Consider the following 23,010-nt stretch of genomic DNA (forward strand, 5'->3'; position numbering starts at 1 on the left):
GGTACCCCCGCTCGGCGAGCCGGGGGCGTCTTGCCGACGGGGGCGTGCGGGCCGCGGCGGGCGTCCGGGGCCCCGCCCGCCCCGGACGCCCGCCGCGACCCGCTCCTGCCGCCCTACAGCCGGCCCAGCACCTGCGTCAGCAGCGAACCCATCCGGGTCGCGCTGTCCCGGCCGGCCTGGAGGACCTCCTCGTGGTTGAGGGGTTCCCCGGTCATGCCCGCCGCGAGGTTCGTCACCAGCGAGACGCCCAGCACCTCGGCGCCCGCCTCGCGCGCCGCGATGGCCTCCAGGGCCGTCGACATCCCCACCAGGTCCGCCCCGATCACCCGGGCCATCCGGATCTCGGCCGGCGTCTCGTAGTGCGGGCCGGGGAACTGCGCGTAGACCCCTTCCTCCAGAGTCGGGTCGATCTCCTTGCACAGGGCCCGTAGCCGGGGCGAGTACAGATCGGTCAGGTCGACGAAGTTCGCTCCGACGATCGGGGAGGCCGCCGTCAGGTTGATGTGGTCGCTGATCAGCACCGGCTGCCCCGGCCGCATGCCCTCGCGCAGCCCGCCGCAGCCGTTGGTGAGCACCACCGTCTTGCAGCCCGCCGCGACGGCCGTGCGCACCCCGTGCGCCACGGCGGCCACGCCCCGGCCCTCGTAGTAGTGGGTACGGCCCAGGAAGACCAGCGCCCGCCGGTTCCCGACGGCGTACGAGAGGACCTTGCCGCTGTGTCCCGCGACCGCCGGCGGCGGGAAGCCGGGCAGTTCGGTGACCGGGAACTCGGCGTCGGGAGCGCCCAGGGCGGCGACGGCGGGACCCCAGCCGGAGCCCATCACGAGGACGACGTCGTGGGTCTCGGCGCCGGTGAGTTCACGCAGGCGCGTGGCGGCGGCGTCGGCGGCGGCGTGCGGGTCGCCCTGGATGTCGTCCGTAGGAAGAGATGCGTTCACGCGGACGAGGGTAGCCGGTTCGGGCCTACGCGCGTAGATGAAGGGTGCGTGAGAATGGCGATCGTTGTCTTGTCGTTTCCAACGAAAACACTGTGCGGGGCGGCTCGGACGCCCGTGACGAGGACGCCCTCGTCGCCGAACACGCCGAACACGCCGAGCACGCGGACGTCGTACACGCCGAACACGCCGAACACGCCGAACACGCCGAACACGCCGAACGCGCCGAACACGCCGACGACGCAGACCGGCGGACGTCCGCGGCTGACCGTGTACTCCGCCAGATGCCCTGGGCGAGTCAGCTGTCCTGGGCGGGTCGGCTGTCCTGGGCGAGCCGGATGTTCTGCGCGAGCCGGACCGTGCGGTCCGCCCTCAGCACGGGCGTTTCCGCAGCTCCATCACGTAGTCGTGGGGCGCGCCCGCGGACTCCGCCGCGTCGGCGATCTCACCCAGATAGCGGGCCGCGGGCAGCCCGCCCTCGTACCCGTTGAGCACGTACCCCCACGCCATCTCCTCCCCGTCCAGCGTGTGCGCCCTCAGCCGCAGCCGCCGGTAGATGCCGAGCCCCACGCCCTCCCACCGGTCCATGGGCTCCTCGTCCATGGGCGCGATGTCGTACAGGCCGACGAAGACCTGGCACAGCGGATCCTCGACGATCGTCGCCAGCGCACCCTCCCAGCCGAGTTGCTCGCCGCCGAAGGTCAGCCGCCAGCCGTTCAGCCAGCCGGTGGCGCGCAGCGGCGAGTGCGGGGCGCGGCGGGACATCAGCCGCGCGTCGAGATTGCCGGCGTATGCGGCATAGAGCGACATGGGTCGAGGGTACGGCAGCGGAAACATCCGTCCCGCGAGTCCCGGGTGTCCCTTCTGTACCTGTTTCTGATGCTTTCTTCGACCCGCGCGCGCCCCATGACGCCCGTGAACCGGTGGATGACGTCCCTCGGCCGCCGGACCGTAGGCTTCCGTGCATGATGTCGTCGCTCGGTGCCGCCCGCAGCCGGGCCGGGCGCGGAGCGGTCGCCTCCCCGCGGGCCGTCCCCCTCCGCCCCGTACCACCGCGCCCCAGATAACGGAACGCACACCACCGCCGCCCCCGGCCCGTACTCCTTTGATGGGTGCGGAACAATGGGGTACGTGACTCGGATCGTGATCATCGGTGGCGGACCCGGCGGATACGAAGCGGCGCTGGTGGCCGCGCAGCTCGGCGCGGAGGTGACCGTCGTCGACTGCGACGGCCTGGGCGGCGCGTCGGTGCTGACCGACTGCGTGCCGTCCAAGACCCTGATCGCCACCGCCGAGGTGATGACCACCTTCGACTCCTCCTACGAGGAGCTGGGGATCATCGTCGCCGACGACACCCCGCCGCTGGAACAGGCCGCCCGGGTGGTCGGCGTCGACCTCGGCAAGGTCAACCGCCGGGTCAAGCGGCTCGCGCTCGCCCAGTCCCACGACATCACCGCGTCCGTCACCCGGGCCGGCGCCCGGGTCATGCGCGGCCGGGGCCGCCTTGAGGGCATGCAGGCCCTCGACGGCTCCCGCAAGGTCGTCGTCACCGCCGCCGACGGCAGCGAGGAGACGCTCACCGCGGACGCCGTGCTCATCGCGACCGGCGGTCACCCGCGCGAGCTGCCCGACGCCCGGCCCGACGGCGAGCGCATCCTGAACTGGACCCAGGTCTACGACCTCACCGAACTGCCGAAGGAACTGATCGTGGTCGGTTCCGGCGTCACCGGCGCCGAGTTCGCCGGCGCCTACCAGGCCCTCGGTTCCCGGGTCACCCTCGTCTCCTCCCGCGACCGGGTGCTGCCCGGCGAGGACCCGGACGCCGCCGCCGTCCTGGAGGACGTCTTCCGCCGCCGCGGCATGAACGTCCTGGCCCGCTCCCGCGCCGCCGCCGCCAAGCGGGTCGGCGACGTCGTCGAGGTCACCCTCGCGGACGGCCGGGTCATCAGCGGCACCCACTGCCTGATGGCCGTCGGCGCCATCCCGAACAGCGCCGGACTCGGCCTGGAGGGGGCGGGCGTCAAACTGAGCGAGTCCGGGCACATCTGGACCGACAAGGTGTCCCGCACGACCGCCCCCGGCGTGTACGCGGCCGGTGACGTCACGGGCGTCTTCGCCCTCGCCTCCGTCGCCGCCATGCAGGGGCGGATCGCCATGTACCACTTCCTGGGCGACGCGGTGGCCCCGCTGGACCTGAAGACGGTCTCCTCCAACGTCTTCACCGACCCGGAGATCGCCACCGTCGGCTACACCCAGGCCGACGTCGACGCCGGCAAGATCGACGCCCGAGCCGTGAAACTCCCGCTGCTGCGCAACCCGCGCGCCAAGATGCAGGGCATCAGGGACGGCTTCGTCAAGATCTTCTGCCGCCCCGGCACCGGCATCGTGGTGGGCGGTGTGGTGGTGGCGCCGCGCGCCTCGGAGCTGATCCATCCCATCTCGATCGCCGTCGACAACAATCTGACGGTCGAGCAGATCGCGAACGCCTTCACGGTGTACCCGTCACTTTCGGGTTCGATCGCCGAGGTGGCCCGCCAGCTCCACACCCGCAAGGAGACCGGCGAGGGCTGACGCCGGGCGGCCCGACTCCCCGCTGGTCACGGGGAGTTGGCGGACATGCGTACGGCATAGTCGGTGCTGACAGGGCTTATACCACCTCGCGACCTGTGTTGCGAACAACTTCTGTTATTCGGCGCAAACTGCTGAAAGCAGACGGTCGTTGGGGTTACTGTCAGTTTCGTGTTCGCTGCAGAACGTCGCCAATTGATCCTTGAAATGGTGCGAGCGAACGGAGCCGTGTCGCTCCGTGAACTCGCCCGCGTCGTCCAGACCTCCGAAGTGACCGTACGACGGGACGTGCGCGCACTGGAGGCAGAAGGACTCCTAGACCGCCGGCACGGCGGTGCGGTATTGCCGGGCGGATTCACGCGGGAGTCCGGCTTTCCGCAGAAATCACATCTCGCGACCGCCGAGAAGACGGCCATCGCCGATCTCGCCGCAGGACTCGTCGAAGAGGGCGAGGCCATCGTGGTCGGCGCCGGGACCACCACGCAGGAGCTGGCCCGTCGGCTCGCCCGGGTGCCCGGACTGACCGTCGTCACCAACTCGCTGCTGGTCGCCCAGGCGCTGGCGCACGCCAACCGCGTGGAGGTCGTGATGACCGGCGGTACCCTGCGCGGTTCCAACTACGCCCTCGTCGGCTCCGGTGCCGAGCAGTCGCTGCAAGGGCTCAGGGTCTCCAAGGCATTCCTCTCCGGCAGCGGTCTGACCGCCGAACGGGGACTGTCCACGTCCAACATGCTGTCGGCGTCCGTCGACCGCGCACTGGTGCAGGCCGCGGCGGAGGTCGTGGTGCTGGCCGACCACACCAAGCTGGGTACGGACACGATGTTCCAGACGGTGCCGACCGACGTCATCACCCGCCTGGTCACCGACGAGCCCCCGGCCCACGACGACCGGGCCGGCACCGAACTCCAGGCCCTGGCCGACCAGGGGGTGCAGATCGCCGTGGCCGGGGCGTCGGGAAGCCCGGGGGGTGACCAGGTCCCGGCGCGCCAGCAGCGCCGGGACGTGCCCCTGCCAGGCCAGCGGCGCGGTCAGGTCCCGGCCCCCGGGCTGCGTACGGCCGCCGTGCTCGGCGGTGAAGCGCCGACGGCCGCGGACCGCGCCCGCGTCGCGGACCTGCGCCGACGCTGAACCACGGCTCGGCCCGGGTGCCGAGCCCCACCACCGGGCCGCCGCCGCTCGCGGCGCGCGGCCGATGTCCTCCTACTGCGTCAGGCCGCGCAGCGTCAGCCGCAGGAGCCGGTCCGCCAGGGCCGGGTCTCCCGGCGACTCCGCCGCCGCGAGCCCGATCGCATGGGTGAGCTGGAGCAGGTCACCGATGGTGACCTCGGCTCGTACGGCGCCCGCATCCCGGGCTCGGGCGAGCAGCGCGCCACCCGCCTCACGGATCGGCCCGCCACAACGGGCGAGCGCCGAACCGGAGTCGGCGGAGTCGGACGACACCGACATCAGCGCCAGCGAGAGACCGCGGTACGCCCCGGCGTGCGCGACCACCTCGCGCAACCACGTCACCAGGGCCGAACAGGGCTCGGGGGCGTGCAGCAGCTCACGCGCGCGGGCGACGAGTTCGCCCACCGCGTCCTCGAAGACCGCGCTCAGCAACGCGTGCCGGTTCGGGAAGTGCCGGTACAGCGTGCCGATCCCGACCCCCGCGCGCCGGGCGACGTCCTCCAGCGACGCGTCCGTACCGTGCTCGGCGAACGCGGCACGGGCCTGCGTCAGCAGCCGCTCGTAGTTGCGTCGGGCATCGGCACGCATGGCGCGCGGGGCTCCACCGCCCTCCTGAACGATCACACCCGCCATGCCACCCTCCCTTTCCCCACCCCAAAACTCCCCCCAGCATGCCACCGCCCCACCACCCCAGCCCCCCTTAGGGGGCGCGGGGAACTGCGCGACTACCCCCCACGCACCCGCACGTACCCACCACCTCTTAAGGGGCGCGGGGAACTGCGCGACTACCCCCCACGCACCCGCACGTACCCACCACCTCTTAAGGGGCGCGGGGAACTGCGCGACAAGCCCCCACCCACCCGCTCGTACCCACCACCCCCACGGAGTGGAATCGCCCCACGGACCGATGGGATCGGTCCGTGGGGCGTACGCACAACCGCAACCGCGCGGACGCGCAGTCGCGCAGTCGCGCAGCCGCTCAGTCCTTGATCTCGCAGATCACCGCACCAGAGGTAAGAGACCCACCGACCTCGGCGCTCAACCCCTTGATGGTCCCCGCCTTGTGCGCATTCAGCGGCTGCTCCATCTTCATCGCCTCAAGGACCACGACCAGGTCGCCCTCCTTGACCTCCTGGCCCTCCTCGACCGCGATCTTGACGATCGTGCCCTGCATCGGGGAGGCGAGGGCGTCGCCGGAGGCCACCGGCCCGGACTTCTTCGCCGCCCGGCGCTTGGGCTTGGCGCCCGCGGCCAGACCCGTACGGGCCAGGCTCATGCCGAGCGAGACGGGCAGCGACACCTCAAGGCGCTTGCCGCCGACCTCGACGACGACGGTCTCGCGGGCGCCGTCCTCCTCCGCCTCCACGTCGGCGGGCGCCGCGAACGGTTTGATCTCGTTGACGAACTCCGTCTCGATCCACCGGGTGTGGACGGTGAACGGCGCGGCGGAGCCGGTCAGCTCGGGGCCGAACGCCGGGTCCCTGACCACCGCGCGGTGGAACGGGATCGCCGTCGCCATGCCCTCGACCTGGAACTCGTCCAGGGCGCGGGCGGCCCGCTCCAGGGCCTCCTTGCGGGTACGGCCGGTGATGACCAGCTTGGCGAGCAGCGAGTCCCAGGCGGGGCCGATGACCGAGCCCGCCTCGACCCCGGCGTCCAGGCGGACACCGGGACCGGCCGGCGGGTCGAAACGGGTGACGGTGCCCGGCGCGGGCAAAAAGCCCCGGCCCGGGTCCTCGCCGTTGATACGGAACTCGAAGGAATGGCCGCGCAGCTCCGGGTCGCCGTAGCCCAGTTCCTCGCCGTCGGCGATGCGGAACATCTCCCGTACCAGGTCGATGCCGGCGACCTCCTCGGTGACCGGGTGCTCGACCTGGAGGCGGGTGTTGACCTCCAGGAAGGAGATCGTGCCGTCCGCGCCGACCAGGAACTCCACGGTGCCGGCGCCGACGTAGCCGGCCTCCTTGAGGATCGCCTTGGACGACGAGTACAGCTCCGCGAGCTGGGCGTCCGACAGGAACGGCGCGGGGGCCTCCTCGACCAGCTTCTGGTGGCGGCGCTGGAGGGAGCAGTCACGCGTCGACACGACGACCACGTTGCCGTGCCGGTCGGCCAGGCACTGGGTCTCCACGTGCCGCGGCTTGTCCAGGTAGCGCTCCACGAAGCACTCGCCCCGGCCGAAGGCGGCGACCGCCTCGCGCACCGCGCTGTCGTACAGCTCGGGCACCTCTTCGAGGGTCCGGGCGACCTTCAGGCCGCGTCCGCCACCGCCGAAGGCCGCCTTGATCGCGATGGGCAGCCCGTGCTCCTCGGCGAAGGCGACGACCTCGTCGGCGCCGTTCACCGGGTCGGGCGTACCGGCGACCAGCGGGGCGCCCGCGCGCTGTGCGATGTGCCGGGCGGCCACCTTGTCGCCCAGGTCGCGGATGGCCTGCGGCGGCGGGCCGATCCAGATCAGGTCCGCGTCCAGGACCGCCTGGGCGAACTCGGCGTTCTCGGAGAGGAAGCCGTAGCCCGGGTGGACGGCGTCCGCGCCCGACTCGCGCGCCGCGTTCAGGACCTTCGCGATGTCCAGGTAGCTGGTGGCCGGGGTGTCACCGCCCAGGGCGAATGCCTCATCCGCGGCGCGGACATGCAGAGCGTCACGGTCCGGGTCCGCGTAGACGGCCACGCTCGCGATCCCGGCATCCCGGCAGGCCCGGGCCACGCGGACAGCGATTTCGCCACGGTTGGCGATGAGCACCTTGCGCACGATTGAGGCTCCCTCCTTGAAACAAGCCGAGTTTAGGGACTGCCGACACGGCACTTCGACCCGTCCCCACTGGTGAGCTTGCCCACACGGAGCGTGATACGAGGCCCGCTCGACCCGCGAAAGCCCTAGTCGCACCGCGGTACGCAGGACTCCACCGGAAAACCCTAGTCCTGTCATGTGGTCAAGGTCTCTGTGAGAGCGTGCTGCGGCGCACTTCGTTTCTTTGTGGAGTCCCTACGAATGGCCCAACGGTTTACTGGCGTCGGCAGAACCCTTGTGCCCCGGTTTACCGGTGAGTAGCGTTCGCGAGGTCCCGGACGTACTCCAGGTAACAGCAATTCTTGCCCGGGTGGGCCGAAAGTGGGTGGGGCCGGTGGTACGCCGACCGGTGGCGTGGATCGTGGCGGTCGTCCTCTTCGTCGAGGCGTTGTCCGTCGTGGCGCTCAACTGGATCCTGGCGGTGGTCGTCGACCGCCAGGACATGTCCCTGGCCGGCCTCGACCCGGACGTGATGGTGACCTCCTCGAAGATCGGCGGAGTGGTCTTCGCCGTCTACTTCGCGCTGTGCGGCCTGGTCGCCCTGCTCGTCGCGGTCCGCGACCGGGCCCCGTCCGGCCTCGGCCGCGCCCTGCTGGTCAGCGTCGCCGTGGTGCACGGGCTGCTCGGTGCGGTCGTCTGGGGGCTGCTGGGCGTGGCGGCGTTCCTGCTGATGGTGCTCGTGCTGGCACTGGTCGTACTGCTGCTGATGACGCACGACGGACTGCCCGGTCCGGCGCGGCCGGCGGGCGGCGGCGATCCCGGCGACGGCGGTGGCGCGCCGCGGGCCGTGGACGGCCCGCGGGCGGGGGCCGGGGAGCCGGCGACCGGGACCGCGGACCCGGCGGCCGGGGCCGGACGCCCACAGGACGCCGTGGAGCCCGAGCCGCAGGACGACGTGCCCGCCTCGGCCGCCTCCGGCGTCACCGCGTGGGCGCCCACAACTCCGTGATGCTGACGCCCAGTTCGGACAGCAGCCGGCGTACCAGGGGCAGGCTGATGCCGATCACGTTGCCGTGGTCGCCGTCGATCCCGTCGATGAACGGGGCCGAACGGCCGTCCAGGGTGAACGCCCCGGCGACGTGCAGCGGTTCGCCCGACGCGACGTAGGCGGCGACCTCGGCGTCCGTCGGCTCGCCGAACCGTACGACCGTGGACGCGGTCGCCGACACGTACCGCTTGCTCGTCGTGTCCCAGACGCAGTGCCCCGTCTGAAGGATCCCGGTCCGCCCGCGCATCGACTTCCAGCGGGCGGTGGCCTCCTCGGTGTCCGCGGGCTTGCCGAGCGCCCGGCCGTCCAGCTCCAGCACCGAATCGCAGCCGATCACCAGCGCGCCCTGGGCCTCCGGCCGGGCCGCCACCACGGACGCCTTCGCCTCGGCCAGGGCGAGCGCCAGCTCGGCGGGGGTCGGCGCGCTGAGCGCGTCCTCGTCCACGCCGCTGACGATCACCTCGGGGTCGAACCCGGCCTGCCTGAGCAGACCGAGCCGGGCGGGGGACTGGGAGGCGAGTACGAGCCGACGGCGCGGGTGGTCTGTCATGCGGTCAGCGTAACGGCGTGGATCCGGCGCGCTCCCGCCGGTCCGGACGGGCCCGGACAGGCGTGCTCTCGCCGGTCCGGACGGGCCCGGACAGGTCATCTCAGGCCCGCCACGAGCATCGCGAGCACCATCGCCAGCGCCACGAGGAGACCGAGCCGCCGCAGCATGGCCTGCGTGCGACGCAGTTCCTCGGGCGGTTCGTTCTCCGGGTCGGACCACAGCATGCCACCAAGCGTGGGGCCGGGGCGGGGCGGGCGCCTGAGTACGGGTACTCAATCGCTGGGCCGCTGGGCCGCTGGGCTGCTGGGTGTGTGGGCCGGGGGCGCTTGGCCGGTCGGCGGGGTTGCCGGGCCGTGCGCGGTTCCTCGCGCCCCTTGGAGGTGGGGAAGTGGTGGCCGGTGTCGGGGTGCTGTGCGCGGTTCCTCGCGCCTCCCGAGGGGTCGCGCGGCCCGCGCGACGGGCCCCGCGACCCCTCCGGAGCCGGGGGCTCTCTAGGACGGCCAGTACGTACGGGTCCAGGACGTGGGGCCGGGGTGGGGGACGTGGGTGGTGGTGATGCGGGACGGGTCGGACCACGCGTCCCCGTGGGCTGCCGCGCCGGACGGTTCGGCGGCTGCCGCCGCGGCGCGGGCCTGGACCACCGCCAGTGCGGCGGCCAGCTCCTCCGGGGTCGGATTGCCCCGTACGACCTTGATGTTCATGCCGCCTCCCAACGGGTCCAGAGGGGAATCTGGAGAGGATGGATCTCTACAGCGGAATGTTGCCGTGCTTCTTCGGGGGCAGGGATTCCCGCTTGGTACGCAGTTGACGCAGCCCGCGCACGATGTGGCGGCGCGTGTCGGACGGCAGGATCACCGAGTCGACATAGCCGCGTTCGGCCGCGACGTACGGGTTGAGCAGGGTGTCCTCGTACTCCTGGAGGAGCCGCGCCCGGGTCGCCTCGGCGTCCTCCGCCTCGGCGATGGTGCGGCGGTGCAGGATGTTGACGGCGCCCTGCGCGCCCATCACCGCGATCTGGGCGGTCGGCCAGGCCAGGTTGATGTCCGCGCCGAGGTGCTTGGAGCCCATGACGTCGTAGGCCCCGCCGAACGCCTTGCGGGTGATCACGGTGATCAGCGGTACCGTCGCCTCCGCGTAGGCGTAGATCAGCTTGGCGCCGCGCCGGATGATGCCCGTGTGCTCCTGGTCCACGCCCGGCAGGAAGCCCGGTACGTCGACGAAGGTGATGACCGGGACGTTGAAGGCGTCGCAGGTGCGCACGAACCGCGCGGCCTTCTCGCTCGCGTCGATGTCGAGGCAGCCCGCGAACTGCATCGGCTGGTTGGCGACGATGCCGACCGGCCGCCCCTCGACCCGGCCGAACCCGGTGAGGATGTTCGGCGCGAACATCGCCTGCGTCTCGAAGAACTCGGCGTCGTCCAGGACGTGCTCGATCACCGTGTGCATGTCGTACGGCTGGTTGGCGCTGTCCGGCACCAGCGTGTCCAGCTCGCGGTCCTCGTCGGTGACGGAGAGGTCCGCCTCCTCCGGGAAGACCGGGGGCTCGCTGAGGTTGTTGGACGGCAGGTACGACAGCAGCTGCTTGACGTACTCGAAGGCGTCCTTCTCCTCACCGGCCATGTGGTGGGCGACGCCCGAGGCGGTGTTGTGGGTGCGGGCCCCGCCCAGCTCCTCGAAGCCGACGTCCTCGCCGGTGACCGTCTTGATGACGTCCGGGCCGGTGATGAACATGTGCGAGGTCTGGTCGACCATGACCGTGAAGTCGGTGATCGCGGGGGAGTAGACGGCGCCGCCCGCGCACGGACCGACGACCAGGCTGATCTGCGGGATCACCCCGGAGGCGTGGGTGTTGCGGCGGAAGATCTCGCCGTAGGCCCCGAGGGAGGCGACCCCCTCCTGGATCCGCGCGCCCCCGGAGTCGTTGATCCCGATGACCGGGCACCCGGTCTTCAGGGCGAAGTCCATCACCTTGACGATCTTCTGGCCGTAGACCTCGCCCAGCGCCCCGCCGAAGACGGTGAAGTCCTGGGAGAAGACGGCGACGGGGCGTCCGTCCACGGTTCCGTAGCCGGTGACGACGCCGTCCCCGTACGGCCGGTTCTGGTCGAGACCGAAGTTGGTGGAGCGGTGCCGGGCGAACTCGTCCAGTTCGACGAACGAGCCCTCGTCCAGCAGCAGCTCGATCCGCTCACGGGCCGTCAGCTTCCCCTTGGCGTGCTGCTTCTCGACGGCGCGAGCGGAGCCGGCGTGCGTCGCCTCCTTGATACGGCGCCTGAGATCCGAGATCTTCCCGGCGGTCGTATGAATGTCGATCTCTTGACGCGCTTCCGGCTCGGACATCGGGATGCGGCTCCCTGCCTGCTCAAAAGAGTGAGGACGGCTACTCATCCGTAGCGTAGTGGTGGCCCTACCGGTCGGCAGTGCGGTGTTTACCACACCTAGGGTGGCTTGCATGACGCCGCGAGACCCAGCAGACGCGAACGACAACCGGTGGTCCGACCTCGACCGCCCGCCCCTGAACGGCACGGCGCTGCGGCGCGGACTGCTGCGCGCGGGCGGTCTGTGGACCGACCTGGAGGTCGTGCAGCGCACCGGTTCCACCAACAGCGACCTGGCGGCCCGAGCCACGGCGGGCGGCCTGGCGGAGGGCACGGTGCTCGTCGCCGAGGAGCAGACGCAGGGCCGGGGCCGGCTGGACCGCCGGTGGACCGCGCCCGCCCGCTCCGGCCTGTTCTTCTCGGTGCTGCTGCGGCCCGCCGAGGTGCCGGTGGCCCGCTGGGGCTGGCTGCCGCTGCTCACGGGCGTCGCCGTGGCCACCGGACTGGCCCGCGCCGCGGGCGTCGACACGGCGCTGAAGTGGCCCAACGACCTGCTGGTGACGGTGGGCGGCGAGGAGCGCAAGGCCGGCGGCATCCTCGCCGAGCGGGCCGGGGACGACGGCGTGGTCGTCGGCGTCGGCATCAACGTCACCCTGCGGGCCGCGGAGCTTCCGGTGCCGCAGGCCGGGTCGCTGGCGCTGGCCGGGGCGGTGAGCACGGACCGGGACCCGCTGCTGCGGGCCGTGCTGCGCTCCCTGGAGGACTGGTACGGCCGCTGGCGCGCGGCAGGCGGCGATCCCGCTGCCGCCGGCCTCCAGGAGACCTATGCGGCGGGCTGCGCGACGCTGGGCCGCACCGTGCGGGCGGAGCTGCCCGGCGACCGGGCGATCACGGGCGAGGCCGTGGCGGTGGACGGTGACGGCCGCCTGGTGATCGCGACGGCGGCGGGTGTGCAGGAGCCGGTCGGCGCCGGGGACATCGTGCACCTGCGGCCGGCCTGACACGGCCGAACGACGACGAGGGCAGGCCGCCCCTTCCGCATGGGCGGTCGGCCGCCTTCGAAGGGGCGCGGGGAACCGCGCGAACGGCCACGACGGGCCTGCGGCTGCGTACGGCGGCCAGTGCCCTCAGACTGATGGCGGGGGGCCTGGGGGCTGCGAGCCCCGGTGGGCGTCCACCACAGGTCCGGACCCGACAACGCGGCACCGGGCGGTGTGCCATCCCGCGGAACCTGACGGAGTGAGCTGGCGCACACCTGCCGTAGAGTTGAGGCCGGTCGATACGTGACCGCGGCAGATCAGAAGGGCAGCAGGCGTGACCGTCGACGACACGGGCTCCGGTGCGGACGCGGGCCGCCGGGTGGATCCGCCCGCGGTCTCGGCTGCACTCGACCGGGAGGACTCCCACCCGGTTCCACTCGACCGGGAGGACTCCTGCCCGGTTTCGCTCGACCGGGAGAACTCCCACCCGGCTCGACTCGACCGGGAGGAAACCCGCCCGGCCCCGCTCGACCGGGAGGGCTCCCGCCCGGTTTCGCTCGACCGGGAGGACGACCAGCCGGCCCCGGCCGCTCTCGACCGGGGGGAACCCCAGCACCTCGGCGCAGGCGAGGACCCGCTCACCCTGCGGCTGGAAACACTCATCCTGGGGGCCGAGCGGCGCTACACCCCCTTTCAGGCGGCCCGCAGCGCCGGTGTCTCGATGGAGCTGGCCTCGCGCTTCTGGCGGGCCATGGGCTTCGCCGACATCGGCCAGGCCAAGGCCCTGACCGAGGCCGACGTCCTGGCGCTGCGCCGGCTCGCCGGCCTCGTCGAGGCGGGCCTGCTCAGCGAGGCCATGGCCGTGCAGGTGGCCCGGTCCACCGGGCAGACCACCGCGCGGCTCGCCGAGTGGCAGATCGACTCCTTCCTGGAGGGGCTGACCGAACCGCCCGAGCCCGGCATGACCCGCACCGAGGTCACGTATCCACTGGTCGAGCTGCTCCTGCCCGAACTGGAGGAGTTCCTGGTCTACGTCTGGCGCCGGCAGCTCGCCGCCGCCACCGGCCGGGTCGTGCAGGCCGGCGACGACGAGGAGATGGTGGACCGGCGGCTCGCGGTCGCCTTCGCCGACCTCGTCGGGTTCACCCGCCTGACCCGGCGGATGGAGGAGGAGGAACTCGGCGAACTCGTCGAAGCCTTCGAGACCACCGCCGCCGACCTGGTCGCCGCCCGCGGCGGCCGGCTCATCAAGACCCTCGGCGACGAGGTGCTGTACGCCGCCGACGACGCGGGCACCGCCGCCGAGATCGCCCTGCGTCTCATCGAGACGATGGCCAACGACGAGACCATGCCCGAGTTGCGCGTCGGCATGGCGTTCGGCACGGTCACCACCCGCATGGGCGACGTCTTCGGTACGACGGTGAACCTCGCCTCCCGGCTGACCTCGATAGCGCCGCGTGACGCGGTCCTCGTCGACAGCGCGTTCGCCGAGGAACTGATCCGCACTTCCGAGGCGCCCGCCTCGGAGGCGGAGGCGGCCGAGGTGGCGGCGACCGCCGAGAAGGAGGGCGAGGAACCGCCGGCGTACCGCTTCGCGCTCCAGCCGATGTGGCAGCGCCCGGTCCGCGGGCTCGGTGTGGTCGAGCCCTGGCTGCTCAACCGGCGCGACGGCGAAGGCTGACCGGAGCCGCTGTCACCGCCTCCCGGGCAGCGGCGCGTCGATGCACAGGCCGATGATCGGCACGCACACGCCGCCCGGTCGGCTCGGCCTGGGACTCGGGGCCGGAGCCGGGGCGGCGGTCGTCCGGCTCGGCGCCGGTGCGGGCCGGTGCGGCGAACTCGGAGCGGTCGTCGGCGACTGCGACGGGGCGGTGGGGGACGTAGAGGTGTCGGACGCGGTGCCGGACGGATCCGCCCGCGGGATGGTGCCTGGTGCCGGGATCGACTCCCGGCCCGCAGCGGGGCCCACCGGAGCGCCGGATGTGGCGGCCGGGACGCGGGCACCGTCGGCCAGGCCCTGAGCGGAGGTCGCGGCCGGGTCCGTCGGGATGGTGCCGACCCCGGGGGCGGACTCGTGCGGTGGCCGTTCGGCGGTGGCGGCCCTACCCGGCCGGGACTCCGCCTGCGCGGTGACCGGACCGCCGGGCGGTGGCTCGGGCGCGACCCGTACGAGGCCCAGCACGCCGACGGCCAGCGCGAGACTTGCGACGGCGAGCAGGAGCGGCCGGCGGCGGGGCCGCCGGTGGCGCCCGCGCCGGGTCACGAGCAGGGGGCGGACCCCACCCTTGACGCCCGGTCCATTCGCACCTCCTGATCCCCCTGATACCCCTGGGTCTCCTGGGTCTCCTGGGCCCCCTGATCCTCCTGAGCCCCCTGGGCCCTTCCCCGGTCCTTCCGGCCTTTCGGGCAGCCCGCCCGGCCTTCCAGCCACGCCCGACCCCGCCGGTTCGGCGGGACCGGCCGGATCATCCGGTCCGTCCGGAGGGACCGTGTCGCCGTCGCCGTCGCCGTCGCCGTCGCCGTCGCCGTCGCCGTCCCCGTCGCCGTCGCCGTCATCGTCGTCGGTATCGGTATCGGTATCGGTATCGGTGGCGGTATCGACGTCGACACCCGTCTCGGTCTGGGTCTGGGTCTCGGTCTCGGCGGTGGTCTCCGGCCCCGTCGGAGCGACCGTTGCCCCGGGTATGGCGGCCGTGTCGTCTGTGTCGTCCGTGTGCGCACCCGTGTGCGTCTGCGTCATCGCGATCCCTCCCCGCTCGCGCCCCCGATGCGCCGTGGCGGAGCGCACGCTATGCGCTCCCCTGGGCGGTCGAGGCGGAGTCGGGCGGATTGTCACTCGAACGAGGAGCCGGGGCCGCCTCTTTCCCCGGCGGGGGCAGACTGCGATGATCGGTGCGTCGAGGAGTTAACCCGCGTTAACCGGAGGGTGTCATGAGCGAGGAGCGGTTCGGGCAGTTCGTGCTGGTGCGGCGGCACGAACACGTCGCGGAGCTGGTACTGGACCGGCCCAAGGCCATGAACGCCGTCTCGACGGAGATGGCCCGCTCCCTCGCGGGCGCCTGCGCGGCGCTCGCCTCCGACCGGGACGTACGGGTGGTGGTGCTGACGTCGTCGCACGAGCGCGCGTTCTGCGTCGGGGCCGACCTCAAGGAGCGGAACTCCTTCAGCGACGCGGACCTGGTGCGGCAGCGGCCGGTCGCGCGGGGCGCCTACACCGGCGTACTGGAGCTGCCCGTGCCGACGATCGCCGCCGTGCACGGTTTCGCGCTCGGCGGGGGCTTCGAGCTGGCGCTGTCCTGCGATCTGATCGTGGCCGACGCCACGGCCGTGGTCGGGCTGCCCGAGGTGTCCGTCGGGGTGATTCCGGGTGGCGGCGGGACCCAGCTGCTGCCGCGCCGGGTCGGTGCGGCGCGGGCGGCCGAGCTGATCTTCTCGGCGCGGCGGGTGGCGGCGGCCGAGGCCCGTGCGCTGGGGCTGGTGGACCAGCTGGTGGACGAGGGTCAGGACCGCGCGGAGGCGCTGGCCCTGGCGGCCCGGATCGCGGGCAACTCGCCGGTCGGCCTGCGCGCGGCCAAGCGGGCGCTGCGGCTCGGGCACGGTCTCGACCTGCGGGCCGGGCTGGAGGTCGAGGACGCGGCCTGGCGCTCGGTGGCGTTCTCCGGGGACCGGGCGGAGGGGGTCGCGGCGTTCAACGAGAAGCGGACGCCCAGGTGGCCGGGCGAGTGAGCGGCGTGGGGAGCGGCCGGGTGGCGGGCCGACGGGACGGCGCCTCTTGAAGACACCTGTTCGGCACTCCGATGTCCCCATTCATACCAAACGTCCCTAACCTGGAGTGATGGGTGAGGACAAGCGGCTCGCGGCCGTCGTGGCGCTGGCCCAGGGGATGGCGGCGGCGCACACCCCGGCGGAGTCCTGGCGGGCCGCGGCGGGCGGCGCGTGCCGGGCGCTGGACGGGAGCTTCGCCGCACTGTCGGTGTGGGAGCGCGAACGCGGCCGGCTGCGGGTCCTCGTGAACGTGGGGGAGCGGGCCCCGGACGAGGAGGAGTTCCCGGAGAACGAGACCTACCCCGTCCACCAGTTCCCGGAGATCACCGAGTTCCTGCACGAGCGCTGGGCGCTCGGCGGCGGCCCGCACGCCTGGGTGGAGACCGCCGAGGGGACCGCGGCCGGCCGCCCCGGCCACCACCACCAGCGGGTCACCGCGCTGCGCCGCCGCGGGCGCGGCTGCTGTGTGGTCGCGCCGGTCGTGCTGCACGGCCGCGCCTGGGGCGAGTTGTACGTGGCCCGCGCCGTCGGGGCGGCGGTCTTCGACCGGTCCGACGCCGGTTTCGCCACCGTGCTGGCGGCGGTCGTCGCCGCCGGGATCGCGCAGACCGAGCGGCTGGAGGAGGCTCAGCGGCTGGCGTACACCGACGCGCTCACCGGGCTCGCCAACCGCCGGGCGGTGGACATGCGCATGGACGAGGCCATCGAGCGGCATCGCGCGGAGGGCGTCGTGGTCAGCCTCGTCGTCTGCGACCTCAACGGGCTCAAGCGGGTCAACGACACCCAGGGGCACGCCGTCGGGGACCGTCTCCTCGAACGCTTCGGCTCCGTGCTGTCGCTGTGCGGGGCGATACTGCCGGGCACCCTCGTGGCCCGGCTGGGCGGCGACGAGTTCTGTCTGCTGGCGGTCGGGCCGCCCGCCGACGACGTGGTGAAGGCCGCCGACGAACTGTGCCGCCGCGCCGCCGAACTGGAACTGGGGGAGGGGGTCGCGTGCGGGGTCGCCTCGACCGCGCACGCCATAGGCCCGGTGCGGTCCGCGCGCCGGCTGTTCCGGCTCGCCGACGCGGCCCAGTACCGGGCCAAGGCGGTGCGGGCGGACCGGCCGGTCGTCGCCGGCGGGGAGGGTCCGGACGACCCGGTCGTCCGCCTCGCCGACGAGCCGTCGCCCGCGCGGGCCGAGCGGCGCCGTTTCCGCGGGCGCAGGCCGTAGGCCGTGAGCGGGCGGCACGGCGGCGCCGACTCCTCCCGCGGGGCGTCCCGCGGTAAGGGGTGAACCTGTCCACCACTAGTGACACCATGGCATTCAATGCGTACGCTCCTGAATATGGATATGCATACTGTGGTGGTGGGGACGTCCGGCGTGACCGCGTCCGACGTTCTCGCCGTGGCGCGCGCCGACGCTCGGGTGGAGCTGTCGCCGGAGGCGGTGGCGGCCCTCGCGGCGGCGCGCGAGATCGTGGACGCGCTGGCGGCCGAACCGGACCCGGTCTACGGCGTGAGCACCGGCTTCGGCGCCCTGGCGACCCGGCACATCGGCCCCGAACTGCGCGGCCGGCTACAGCGCAACATCGTCCGCTCGCACGCCGCGGGCATGGGTCCGCGGGTGGAGCGCGAGGTCGTACGGGCCCTGATGTTCCTGCGGCTGCGTACCCTCTGCACGGGGCACACGGGCGTGCGGCCCGAGGTCGCCCGGACCATGGCCGACGTGCTGAACGCGCGGATCACCCCGGTCGTCCACGAGTACGGCTCACTGGGCTGCTCCGGCGATCTGGCCCCGCTGTCGCACTGCGCGCTGACCTTGATGGGCGAGGGCGACGCCGAGGGCCCCGACGGGAGTGTCCGGCCGGCCGGCGAACTGCTCGCCGAGCACGGCATCCGGCCCGTCGAACTGCGCGAGAAGGAGGGCCTCGCCCTCCTCAACGGCACCGACGGCATGCTCGGCATGCTGCTCATGGCCCTCGCCGACCTCGACACCCTCTACAAGTCCGCCGACGTCACCGCGGCCCTGTCCCTGGAGGCCCTGCTCGGCACGGACCGGGTGCTCGCGCCCGAACTGCACGCCATCCGGCCGCACCCCGGCCAGGCCGCGAGCGCCGCCAACATGCTCGCCGTGCTCAAGGGCTCCCAGCTCACCGGCCTCCCCCGGACGGCCGGCGCCGCCCGTACCGGCGGCAGCTCCATCCCGTACGAGGCGCCCCGGGTCCAGGACGCCTACTCCGTGCGCTGCGCCCCGCAGGTCGCGGGCGCCGGACGGGACACCGTCGCGCACGCGCGGCTGGTCGCCGAGCGGGAGCTGGCCTCGGCGGTCGACAACCCCGTCGTGCTGCCCGAAGGGCGCGTCGAGTCGAACGGCAACTTCCACGGCGCCCCGGTCGGCTACGTCCTCGACTTCCTCGCCATCGCCGCCGCCGACCTCGGTTCCATCGCCGAGCGCCGCACCGACCGGCTGCTCGACAAGAACCGCAGCCACGGCCTGCCGCCGTTCCTCGCGGACGACGCCGGTGTCGACTCCGGGCTGATGATCGCCCAGTACACCCAGGCGGCCCTGGTCAGCGAGATGAAGCGGCTCGCCGTGCCGGCCTCCACGGACTCCATCCCGTCCTCCGCCATGCAGGAGGACCACGTGTCCATGGGCTGGTCGGCCGCGCGCAAGCTGCGTACCGCCGTCGACAACCTCTCCCGGATCATCGCCGTCGAGCTGTACGCCGCGACCCGGGCCATAGAACTGCGCGAGGGGGCGGTCCCGGCGCCCGCGTCGCAGGCGGTCGTCGAGGCGGTGCGGGCGGCGGGGGTGCAGGGGCCCGGCCCGGACCGGTTCCTCGCGCCCGACCTGGCCGCCGCGGACGCGTTCGTACGGAGCGGGGGGCTGGTCGCCGCGGTGGAGACGGTCACCGGGCCGTTGCAGTAGCCGACGGGCGGGGGCCGGGTGCCGGCGTGCGGGCTCCCGGCCCCCGCCCCGCTGCCGGTGCGGCGTCAAGCGGGTTCAGAAATCGAGCCGTTCACGCCGTATCGAGTAGCCCACGAAGCCCGCGCCCACGACGAGGAGCGCGGCGCCCGCGGCCACGTACGGGGTGGTGTCGAAGCTTCCGGTGTCGGCCAGCCGGACGCCGTCCCCGGTCTGCTCGCCGGTCCCGGCCGCGGCCCCGTCCCCGGTCCCGTCCGCGGTCCGGGTGTCCGCCGCGGACACGGCTCTGGCCTGCTGGGTGACCTGCGTCGTCGCGAAGTCGGCGCGCGCCGGGGTGTCCGGCGTGGCGGTGGCGGACGGGACGAACCACAGGGCCCCCAGGAGGGTGCCCGCGGCAGTGGCGGTCAGCAGCGAACGGCGAGCGGATGACACGGAATATCGATCCCCTTGTGGCGCTGGCGAATTGGCCGTGCGGAGCGATGTTAGTGAAAGTGGCGGGTCACGGGAAAGTCACGGGAGGTTTCGGCCGTACCCTCCCGTCATGAGCACTCCAGAGACATCACGTTTTGTGCGCCTTCGGGTGGAGCTGGTCCTCGAAGTGGAGGACGCGGACGCGGTGACCAAGGCCGCCGTGCGCCGGGTCGCGGAGGATCCGGAGCTGCCGGACGACGAGCGCACGCAGGCCGAGAGCGCTGTGACGGAAGACACGGCGGAGGCCCTTGCGTATCTCGTGGATCCGTTCGACCTGGTCAATGAGGTGCCCGGGGTCGAACTCCAGCAGGCGTCCTGGTCGAGCGAGCGGATCGAGTACGACCCGGATTCGCCCGAGTGGGACCTCGACGAGGATGATGGTGGGGAGGACGACGAAGAGGACCGTATCGGCTGAGCGTTCGGGGGAATTCGTAACCCCGGACGGCAACCGCCGTCCGGGGTTTTGTCGTCTCAAGGAGCGCGCGGACCGGTACGGCACCGCTGGCTCCGGCGAACGTGGTGTGCCCCACACCCGCGAAGGGTGTGGAACGGGACGAACCGGTCGTAGCGTTAAAAGCTCTCATGGAGCTCTCGGGGTTTTCGCGGAATCGGCAATGATGGAGAAGCGTGTGATGACGGACAGTAAGCGGCGCAGGGGCCTGATGGCCGCGTCCGCTGTGCTGGGCAGTGTGCTGGTGCTCTCGGGATGCTCCGGCAGCAACGCCAGCGCCGACGGCAACCAGGACACCTCGCAGGCCAAGGTCGACGAGGCCGCGGCCAAGAAGACGTCCGAGGCCCAGATCGCGATCACGCCCAAGGACGGCTCGAACAACGCCTCCATCAACAACTCCGGCATCGTCAAGGTGACGAAGGGCACGCTCACCGGGGTGACGGTGACGACGGCCGACGGCACCGACGTCAAGGGGCAGCTCTCCGCCGACCGGACGAGCTGGGAGCCCAGCGCCCAGCTGGAGCGCTCCACCACCTACAAGGTCGCCGCCGAGGCCAAGGACACCGAGGGCCGCGTCGCCCACGAGAACGCCTCCTTCAGCACGGTCTCCCCGGGCAACAGCTTCATAGGAAGCTTCACGCCGGAGAACGGCTCCACCGTCGGTGTCGGCATGCCCGTGTCGATCAACTTCGACAAGGCGATCACCAACGAGGCTGCCGTCCAGAAGGGCATCACGGTCTCCACCAGCAGCGGCCAGGAGGTCGCCTGCCACTGGTTCAACGCCAACCGCATGGACTGCCGCCCGCAGGACTACTGGGCCGAGAACTCCACCGTCACCCTGAAGCTCGCCCTCGACGGCGTCGAGGGTGCGAACGGCGTCTTCGGCGTGCAGCAGAAGACGGTCACCTTCCACGTCGGCCGCAACCAGATCTCCTACGTCGACGCGCAGACGAAGCAGATGAAGATCACGCAGGACGGCAAGACCGTCAAGACCATCCCGATCTCCGCCGGTTCGCCCGACAACAAGACGTACGAAGGCATCATGGTGATGTCGGAGAAGTACAAGGAAACGCGCATGAACGGCGCGACCGTGGGCTTCACCGACGACGACGGCAAGGGCGAGTACGACATCAAGGACGTGCCGCACGCCATCCGGCTCACCAACTCCGGCACCTTCGTGCACGGCAACTACTGGGGCGCGAAGTCGATCTTCGGCTCGGTGAACACCAGCCACGGCTGTGTCGGCCTGTCCGACACCAAGGGCGCGAACGACCCGAACACGCCCGCTTCGTGGTTCTACAACCACTCGATCCTCGGTGACGTCGTGGTCGTCCAGAACACCGGCGACAAGACGGTCGCCCCGGACAACGGCCTCAACGGCTGGAACATGGACTGGGCGCAGTGGAAGGCGGGCTCGGCCGTCTGAGGCCGGGCGCCGCGGCAGCCGACCGTCCAGTGACCGATGCCACCCTCCGGGGTGGCATCAGTCATGTCCGGGCAAAGTCAAGGGGTTTGGAACCGCGACGGCGGTGTTCTCATCCTTCTTTTATTTCGGCCTTATGCTGCCATCACGGTCCGTCCCTACTTTGCGGGCATGTTCTTCACCTACCTGAGGCGCGAACTGCGCCGCCGCAGAAAGGCGGCCCTCGTCGTCGCCTCCGGGCTCGCGCTGGGCATCGCGCTCGTCATCGTGGTCAACTCCGTGTCCAACGGCATGGGGAAGGCACAGGACAAGGTGCTCCAGTCGCTCTACGGCCTCGGCACCGACATGACCGTCACCAAGGCATCGGACCCCAGCACCGGCGACTCGCAGCGCCCGCGCTTCAACTTCGACGCCCAGGACAGCGGCTCCGACAAGACCCAGAGCAGTGACCGGGTCATGGTGCAGGGCTTCACCACCCTGTCCGACTCGACCATCACCAAGGTCAAGGACCAGAAGGGCGTCTCGAACGCCGTGGGCGGTCTCAACCTCAACGTGATGAAGGTCAGCGGCCAGTTCACCCGCGGCCAGTTCCAGGAGAACGGCGGCGGTGGCGGCGGCGGTGGCATGCGCGGCGGCGCCGGCGGCGGTGGCGGCTCGGTCCAGGGCGGCGGAGCCAACTTCGACATCAACTCGTACTCGGTCTACGGCACCGACGTCACCCAGACCGCTCTCGGCCCGCTGACCTCCTCGAAGATCACCAGCGGCCGGACCTTCAAGACCTCCGAGACCGATGCCAAGGTGGCCGTGGCCGACTCGGCCTACGCCAAGGAGAAGGACTACAAGGTCGGCAGCACCGTCACCGTCAAGGACACCAAGTACGAGATCATCGGCATCGCGACCGCCGACAGCGGCGACTCGGCGGCCAACCTGTACATCCCGCTCAAGCAGGCCCAGACGCTGTCCGACGAGAAGAACAAGGTCACCACGATCTACGTCAAGTCGGCCGACTCCAAGCAGATCGACGCCGTCAAGAGCGACATCCAGAAGAACGTCTCGGGTACGACGGTCACCACCTCCGCCGACATGGCCAAGACCGTCTCCGGTTCGCTGTCCACCGCCTCCAGCCTCGCCACCAGCGTCGGCAAGTGGCTGTCGATCGCCGTGCTCATCGCCGCGTTCCTGGTGGCCGGTCTGCTCACCTCGTCCGCCGTCTCACGGCGGGTGCGCGAGTTCGGCACGCTGAAGGCGCTGGGCTGGAAGTCGAGCCGGGTGACCCGGCAGGTGGTCGGCGAGGCCATCGTCAACGGACTGGTCGGCGGTGTCCTCGGCATCGTGATCGGTATCGCGGGCGCCGAGGTGGTCAACGCGATCAGCCCGACCCTGAAGGCACAGCTCGGCAGCACCACCAGCAACGCGGGCGGCGGTCCCGGCGGTGGCGGCGGCGGCTTCGGCGGGGCCCGGCAGACCGCCTCGAAGTCCCTGGAGGTCGCCCTCACCGCGCCGGTCAGCGTCACCACCATCGTCGTCGCGGTCGGCCTCGCCGTGGCCGGCGGACTGATCGCGGGCGGGTTCGGCGGATGGCGGGCGTCGCGGCTGCGTCCCGCGGACGCGCTGCGCCGGGTCGAGTAGGCGAACCGCAGGCCGGCGCCCCGCCCTCGACCCAACCCCCACCCGTTTTCCAGGAGTTGTCCCACC

Annotated in this window: 21 protein-coding genes and 1 pseudogene; 11 read left to right on the forward strand and 11 right to left on the reverse strand. The window is 72.1% G+C overall.

Going from position 1 to position 23,010, the window contains the following annotated elements; all coding sequences use genetic code 11:
• Positions 1-113: 113 nt before the first annotated feature.
• The 3 genes from ACFC09_RS06090 to ACFC09_RS06100 form a co-directional block, all read right to left on the reverse strand.
• Entirely contained in the window at positions 114-938 is an 825-nt protein-coding gene (locus ACFC09_RS06090; protein WP_376524286.1) for a purine-nucleoside phosphorylase, read from the reverse strand.
• A complete protein-coding gene (locus tag ACFC09_RS06095) occupies positions 935-1,168 on the reverse strand; it encodes a hypothetical protein (protein WP_376524288.1) in 234 nt (77 codons plus the stop codon). The genes ACFC09_RS06090 and ACFC09_RS06095 overlap by 4 nt, the downstream gene beginning before the upstream one ends.
• 139 nt (positions 1,169-1,307) lie before the next feature.
• Positions 1,308-1,745 carry a gamma-glutamylcyclotransferase gene (locus tag ACFC09_RS06100; RefSeq protein WP_376524289.1) on the reverse strand — a complete coding sequence of 146 codons (438 nt, stop codon included), beginning with the start codon at positions 1,743-1,745 and terminating at the stop codon, positions 1,308-1,310.
• Between the two features lie 312 nt (positions 1,746-2,057).
• On the opposite strand from ACFC09_RS06100, the gene ACFC09_RS06105 reads away from it, so the two are divergent.
• Both ACFC09_RS06105 and ACFC09_RS06110 read left to right on the forward strand, forming a co-directional pair.
• Complete coding sequence (locus tag ACFC09_RS06105; RefSeq protein WP_376524291.1) at positions 2,058-3,506, forward strand: NAD(P)H-quinone dehydrogenase; 1,449 nt, start codon at positions 2,058-2,060, stop codon at positions 3,504-3,506.
• A 204-nt stretch (positions 3,507-3,710) separates the two neighbouring features.
• The gene (locus ACFC09_RS06110; RefSeq protein ID WP_376524293.1) at positions 3,711-4,631 is read left to right on the forward strand and encodes a DeoR/GlpR family DNA-binding transcription regulator; all 921 of its coding nucleotides are present in this window, start codon (positions 3,711-3,713) and stop codon (positions 4,629-4,631) included.
• A 72-nt stretch (positions 4,632-4,703) separates the two neighbouring features.
• Here ACFC09_RS06110 and ACFC09_RS06115 read toward each other — a convergent pair whose 3' ends face one another.
• Together ACFC09_RS06115 and ACFC09_RS06120 are read right to left on the reverse strand one after the other, a co-directional pair.
• A complete protein-coding gene (locus ACFC09_RS06115) occupies positions 4,704-5,303 on the reverse strand; it encodes a TetR/AcrR family transcriptional regulator (protein ID WP_376524295.1) in 600 nt (199 codons plus the stop codon).
• 346 nt (positions 5,304-5,649) lie between these two features.
• Complete coding sequence (locus ACFC09_RS06120; RefSeq protein WP_376524296.1) at positions 5,650-7,422, reverse strand: acetyl/propionyl/methylcrotonyl-CoA carboxylase subunit alpha; 1,773 nt, start codon at positions 7,420-7,422, stop codon at positions 5,650-5,652.
• A gap of 373 nt (positions 7,423-7,795) precedes the next feature.
• Between ACFC09_RS06120 and ACFC09_RS06125 the strand changes: the two are divergent.
• Positions 7,796-8,266, forward strand: a pseudogene (locus tag ACFC09_RS06125) (hypothetical protein); the annotation flags it as partial.
• Positions 8,267-8,381: 115 nt separating this feature from the next.
• On the opposite strand, the gene ACFC09_RS06130 reads toward ACFC09_RS06125, so the two are convergent.
• The 4 genes from ACFC09_RS06130 to ACFC09_RS06145 all read right to left on the reverse strand — a co-directional run bounded on the left by ACFC09_RS06130 (position 8,382) and on the right by ACFC09_RS06145 (position 11,339).
• Positions 8,382-8,999 (reverse strand): Maf family protein, encoded by a 618-nt coding sequence (locus ACFC09_RS06130; protein WP_376524298.1) that lies wholly within the window; start codon positions 8,997-8,999, stop codon positions 8,382-8,384.
• Between the two features lie 95 nt (positions 9,000-9,094).
• Positions 9,095-9,223 (reverse strand): morphogenic membrane protein MmpB, encoded by a 129-nt coding sequence (gene mmpB / locus ACFC09_RS06135; protein WP_376524299.1) that lies wholly within the window; start codon positions 9,221-9,223, stop codon positions 9,095-9,097.
• A gap of 267 nt (positions 9,224-9,490) precedes the next feature.
• Positions 9,491-9,700: an acyl-CoA carboxylase subunit epsilon gene (locus tag ACFC09_RS06140; protein ID WP_376524301.1), complete on the reverse strand. Its 210-nt coding sequence runs from the start codon at positions 9,698-9,700 to the stop codon at positions 9,491-9,493.
• Positions 9,701-9,746: 46 nt separating this feature from the next.
• A complete protein-coding gene (locus ACFC09_RS06145) occupies positions 9,747-11,339 on the reverse strand; it encodes an acyl-CoA carboxylase subunit beta (protein WP_376524303.1) in 1,593 nt (530 codons plus the stop codon).
• Positions 11,340-11,451: 112 nt separating this feature from the next.
• Here ACFC09_RS06145 and ACFC09_RS06150 point away from each other — a divergent pair, with 112 nt between their 5' ends.
• Both ACFC09_RS06150 and ACFC09_RS06155 read left to right on the forward strand, forming a co-directional pair.
• Positions 11,452-12,318, forward strand: a complete 867-nt coding sequence (locus ACFC09_RS06150; protein WP_376524304.1) for a biotin--[acetyl-CoA-carboxylase] ligase — start codon at positions 11,452-11,454, stop codon at positions 12,316-12,318.
• 622 nt (positions 12,319-12,940) lie between these two features.
• Positions 12,941-13,978, forward strand: a complete 1,038-nt coding sequence (locus ACFC09_RS06155; RefSeq protein WP_376524412.1) for an adenylate/guanylate cyclase domain-containing protein — start codon at positions 12,941-12,943, stop codon at positions 13,976-13,978.
• Between the two features lie 12 nt (positions 13,979-13,990).
• On the opposite strand, the gene ACFC09_RS06160 is transcribed toward ACFC09_RS06155, so the two are convergent.
• On the reverse strand, positions 13,991-14,560 hold the full coding sequence (locus tag ACFC09_RS06160; protein WP_376524305.1) for a hypothetical protein: 570 nt from the start codon (positions 14,558-14,560) through the stop codon (positions 13,991-13,993).
• A gap of 668 nt (positions 14,561-15,228) precedes the next feature.
• Between ACFC09_RS06160 and ACFC09_RS06165 the strand changes: the two genes are divergently transcribed.
• The 3 genes from ACFC09_RS06165 (at position 15,229) to hutH (ending at position 18,973) form a co-directional block, all read left to right on the forward strand.
• Positions 15,229-16,023, forward strand: a complete 795-nt coding sequence (locus ACFC09_RS06165; RefSeq protein ID WP_376524306.1) for an enoyl-CoA hydratase/isomerase family protein — start codon at positions 15,229-15,231, stop codon at positions 16,021-16,023.
• A gap of 109 nt (positions 16,024-16,132) precedes the next feature.
• Positions 16,133-17,275: a diguanylate cyclase domain-containing protein gene (locus ACFC09_RS06170; protein WP_376524307.1), complete on the forward strand. Its 1,143-nt coding sequence runs from the start codon at positions 16,133-16,135 to the stop codon at positions 17,273-17,275.
• Positions 17,276-17,395: 120 nt separating this feature from the next.
• Positions 17,396-18,973, forward strand: coding sequence for a histidine ammonia-lyase (hutH, locus tag ACFC09_RS06175; protein ID WP_376524414.1), 1,578 nt, complete (start codon positions 17,396-17,398; stop codon positions 18,971-18,973).
• A gap of 75 nt (positions 18,974-19,048) precedes the next feature.
• Here the strand turns inward: hutH and ACFC09_RS06180 are convergent, their stop codons facing one another.
• Positions 19,049-19,402, reverse strand: a complete 354-nt coding sequence (locus ACFC09_RS06180) for an LAETG motif-containing sortase-dependent surface protein (protein ID WP_376524308.1) — start codon at positions 19,400-19,402, stop codon at positions 19,049-19,051.
• A gap of 109 nt (positions 19,403-19,511) precedes the next feature.
• On the opposite strand from ACFC09_RS06180, the gene ACFC09_RS06185 reads away from it, so the two are divergent.
• From ACFC09_RS06185 to ACFC09_RS06195, 3 genes are all read left to right on the forward strand, one after another.
• Positions 19,512-19,856, forward strand: coding sequence for a hypothetical protein (locus ACFC09_RS06185; protein WP_376524310.1), 345 nt, complete (start codon positions 19,512-19,514; stop codon positions 19,854-19,856).
• Positions 19,857-20,058: 202 nt separating this feature from the next.
• Positions 20,059-21,318, forward strand: coding sequence for an Ig-like domain-containing protein (locus tag ACFC09_RS06190; RefSeq protein ID WP_376524415.1), 1,260 nt, complete (start codon positions 20,059-20,061; stop codon positions 21,316-21,318).
• Positions 21,319-21,486: 168 nt separating this feature from the next.
• A complete protein-coding gene (locus tag ACFC09_RS06195; protein ID WP_376524311.1) occupies positions 21,487-22,944 on the forward strand; it encodes an ABC transporter permease in 1,458 nt (485 codons plus the stop codon).
• The last annotated feature ends 66 nt before the right edge of the window (positions 22,945-23,010 follow it).

Origin of the sequence: Streptomyces sp. NPDC056161 (genome assembly GCF_042268025.1) — a bacterium.
Lineage (GTDB): Bacteria > Actinomycetota > Actinomycetes > Streptomycetales > Streptomycetaceae > Streptomyces.